This window comes from Actinoplanes sp. NPDC048791, assembly GCF_040650095.1.
Lineage (GTDB): Bacteria > Actinomycetota > Actinomycetes > Mycobacteriales > Micromonosporaceae > Actinoplanes.
In genome coordinates, this window is the sequence record NZ_JBEZGQ010000879.1 from 1 (window position 1) to 3,502 (window position 3,502).

Below are 3,502 nucleotides of genomic sequence, written 5' to 3' on the forward strand. Positions count from 1 at the left end.
GCCGCCGGGTGAGCCGTTGCACCCGGCCCGCCTCCGCCTGCTGATCCAGGGTGGCGGCCCGGTCGGACAGCTCCCGGGCGGCCAGCTGGAGCTGCACGAGCTGGTCCGTGGTGCGGCCCAGCACGGCCAGGCAGAGCGCCTGCACCTCGGCCGGCAAACCGTCCCGGAGCACCCGCAGCGGGTCCTCCTTCTGCGCGACGACCAGCACCCGCTTGCCGTTGGCCATCAGATGGCAGATCAGGTTGCGGATCGTGTGGGTCTTGCCGGTGCCGGGCGGGCCCTGCACGGCCACGTTGCGGTGCAGCGCGAGCCGGCGGGCGATCGACTCCTGAGCCTCGTTGGTCGGTAGCGGCATGAGCAGCCGCTCCCCCACCCGGTGCCAGTCCTCCGGCCGGTCGTCGGGCATCCGCAGCTTGCTGGGCTCGTGCGCGACGATCGCGGCCAGCGCGCCGATGCTGGTGGTGTCGCCGGCGAGCAGCCGGTCGCGCAGGCTCTCCAGGAAGCCGCGCAGCAACCGCTGCCGCGGCCGGGCGAACAGCACGCCGGTGTCGACGATGTGCGAGCCGGTGGCGGTCTCGCCGGGCGCGACGACCCGCCGGTCGTAGCCGAGCCGGCCCAGGGCCCGCTCGAACAGCTCGCGGCGTTCCAGGTCGTCCCAGAGGTCGACCTCCAGGGTGCCGGCCGGCCCGGCCAGGCCCAGGAGCTGGCCGAGGTAACGCTCGTCCAGCCCGGCCAGCGCGTCGGTCTGCAACCGCGACGGACCCTGCGGGGAGACGGTGATCATCGAGCGATCGGGGTCGTATTCGATGAGCACCGGCGTCGCCACCAGCGGATAGCGCACCCGCTGGCCGTTGATGACGGTGTCCAGGATGCCGTGGCCCCAGACCAGCTCGGTGCCGGCGGCGGCCATGTCGACCTGGTGCATGAGGTCGAACAGCTGCCGGTGCAGCACCCGGGCCCGCTCGGCCTCGGCGCTGGCGATCGACCAGGGCCGCCACACCTCGTCCCGCCAGGTCTCGAACTCCTCGCCGTCGGCCTTGGGCTCGTCGGTCGGGCTGATCTCGTTGAGCCGGCGGCGCAGCTCGGCGGGCACCGCGACCGGGGCCGGCGGGTCCGGCAGGCCGACCCGCAGCCAGCCGGTGCCGTCCGCGGCCGGTCCGATCGAGCACGCCGGGTGCTCCGGCAGGGCATCCATCCGGTACGCGTCAGCGGGCAGCGTCCGCGCGGGACGTTCCATGTGCGCGCGGACGGCGAGCAGGTAATCCGCGACGGAGACGGCCCGGTCCCGGATGACGGTGGGCGACTCAACCTGCGGCGCGGACATTCTTCGCAGGTTATCCGATGTCCGCAGCTACCAGGGGCGGCGCGGAGGGCGCCGGCACCGCTATGGTTTCGCGGCCGGCTCGACACCTCGGGGGACATCATGTCGCAGGACCCGCCGCAAGGCGACTGGCAGGGCTGGGACGCGCAGCCCCAGCAGCCGTACCCCTATCCCTACCCCTACCCGCAGCAGGTCGGCTTCGATCCGGCCGACCCGCTGGTCAGCAACGACTTCAACGGCTGGTGGCAGCGCAGCTTCCGGCTGCTCAAGGCGGCGTGGCGGCCGATGGCGCTGATCCAGCTGATCGTCTCCCTCCCGACGCTGGTGCTGCTGCTCCCGGCCATGCTGGCCTTCCAGGACGAGCAGCGGGTGGCGCAGGAGAGCCTGCAGGCGTCGGTCGACGCGGGCACCCAGCCGGACTTCTCCCTGTTCTTCGCCGGGCTGACCGTCCTGCTGCCGGCCGCCGCCGTGGCCGGCCTCTTCTACATGCTGGGCCAGCTGGCCAACCAGCAGGTGGTGGTGTTCACCGCCACCGGCCGCACCGGCAACCTGGTGGGCCCGGCCCTGCTGGCCGCCGCGAAACGCCTCCCGATGCTGCTCGGCTGGTACCTGCTGGCGATCCCGGTGCTGATCGTCGCGACGGTGCTGTGCTTCTTCCCGGTGTTCTACGTGGGCGCGGCCCTGACAGTGCTGGCGGTGGTGGTCCTGCTGGAACGCGGCAACGGCATCGGCCGCTGCTTCCAGCTCTTCCACGCGAGCATCGGCGTCTCGGTGGCCCGCATCGCGACGATCTTCGGCCTGAGCGTGGGCGCGAGCCTGCTCCTGACGCTGGTCACCACGCTGGTCGACGTGACGCTCGGCGGCAGCTACACCACCCCGAACAGCACGGCCACGGTGATCAACACGCTGCTGCAGACGGCGTACTACGCGGTGAGCTACGTGGTCCTGGCCCCGCTGCTGGTGACCACGTACGCCGACATGCGCGCCCGCCGCGAACCGTTCACCACGGCGAGCCTGCTGCCCGGCACCGCCTGATCAGGCCTCTTCCGGGTCGCGCCCCTGAGCGGCGCGGCCCCCGTCGACCGGGAGCACCGCCCCGTTGACGAAGGAGGCTGCCGGCGACAGCAGGAACGCCACCGCGTCGGCGACCTCGGTCACCCGGCCGAGCCGCCCGACGGGATGCAGCAGCCGGATCTCGCGCGCGAAATGCTCCGCCCCGGCCTCGTCCAGCCCGGCCACGTAACCGTCGGACCGTTCGGTGGCGATCGAGCCCAGCGCGACCGCGTTCACCCGGATGCCACGGGGTCCATAATCGACGGCCAGCGCCCGGGTCAGCCCCTCGATCGCCGCCTTGGCGGTGGCGTAGGCCAGCGCGCCCCGGACCGGGCGTTGCGCCTGATGGGACGAGACGTTGACGATCGCCCCGGTGCCCTGCGGCAGGAAGTGCCGGACCGCCGCCGCGCTGCCGACCACCACCGGGTCGAGGTTGCGGCCGATCAGCGCGAGCAGCTCGGCCGGCGGCACCTCGTGCAGCCACGCGTCGCGGAACACGGCGGCGTTGTTGACCCAGCCGATGAGCGGTCCGGCCGCCGCGGCGACGGCGGCGGCCTGCTCGGCGATTGCCGGGTCGGCGGCGTCACCGATGACCGGCCGGATCCGCCCGCCGGCCGGATGGTCACCGACCCAGTCCAGCGCCGCCGGATCGAATTCGAGTACGGCCACGGTGTCCTGCTCGCCGGCCAGCCGCTCGACCACGGCCCGGCCGACGCCACGTCCACCGCCGGTCACCACGTAGGAAGCCATGCCCTCAGCTTTCCAGCCGGGCGGCTGCGGCGCCGCGCACACCGGCGTCCTCCATCGGGTCATCGCGCAGGTAGCCCAGCCGCTCGCGGGTCTCGGCGTCGAGCGCCACGTGCTCGGCGGCCACGCGGCGGACGCCTTCCTCGCAGTCCCACAGGCCTTCGACGAGCAGGCTTTCTGCGACCGCCGGGTCAGCGATCCGGTACGCCCGCAGATAGCTCGCGCGTTCGAAGCTGTGCGGGGTGAGCCAGAGCCGTCGCAGGATCGCGGTGACCGGCCCACCGATCCGGGCCAGGCCGGTGACCAGCTCGTCGTACCCGCAGAGCTGGTCCGGCGTGCTGTCGAGGCGGGCGACCTCGGCCAGCAGCACCGGGACGTCGG

General features: G+C 73.1%; 4 protein-coding genes. 1 reads left to right on the forward strand and 3 read right to left on the reverse strand.

From position 1 onward, the window contains the following. Positions 1-1,324 (reverse strand): AAA domain-containing protein (locus AB0C29_RS38950; protein WP_360831540.1); only part of this gene is annotated, 1,324 nt, incomplete at its 3' end. 99 nt (positions 1,325-1,423) lie between these two features. Between AB0C29_RS38950 and AB0C29_RS38955 the strand changes: the two genes are divergently transcribed. Further along, positions 1,424-2,356, forward strand: coding sequence for a hypothetical protein (locus AB0C29_RS38955; RefSeq protein WP_360831543.1), 933 nt, complete (start codon positions 1,424-1,426; stop codon positions 2,354-2,356). Here AB0C29_RS38955 and AB0C29_RS38960 read toward each other — a convergent pair whose 3' ends face one another. Together AB0C29_RS38960 and AB0C29_RS38965 are read right to left on the reverse strand one after the other, a co-directional pair. Continuing rightward, positions 2,357-3,124: an SDR family oxidoreductase gene (locus AB0C29_RS38960; protein ID WP_360831546.1), complete on the reverse strand. Its 768-nt coding sequence runs from the start codon at positions 3,122-3,124 to the stop codon at positions 2,357-2,359. A gap of 4 nt (positions 3,125-3,128) precedes the next feature. Further along, on the reverse strand, positions 3,129-3,502 hold a 374-nt coding region (locus tag AB0C29_RS38965), incomplete at its 5' end, for a hypothetical protein (protein WP_360831550.1).

Bases quoted from the DNA above. Each gene is read 5' to 3' on its own strand.
- AB0C29_RS38955 (WP_360831543.1), top strand. From the start codon at position 1,424: ATGTCGCAGGACCCGCCGCAAGGCGACTGGCAGGGCTGGGACGCGCAG.
- AB0C29_RS38960 (WP_360831546.1), bottom strand. From the start codon at position 3,124: ATGGCTTCCTACGTGGTGACCGGCGGTGGACGTGGCGTCGGCCGGGCC.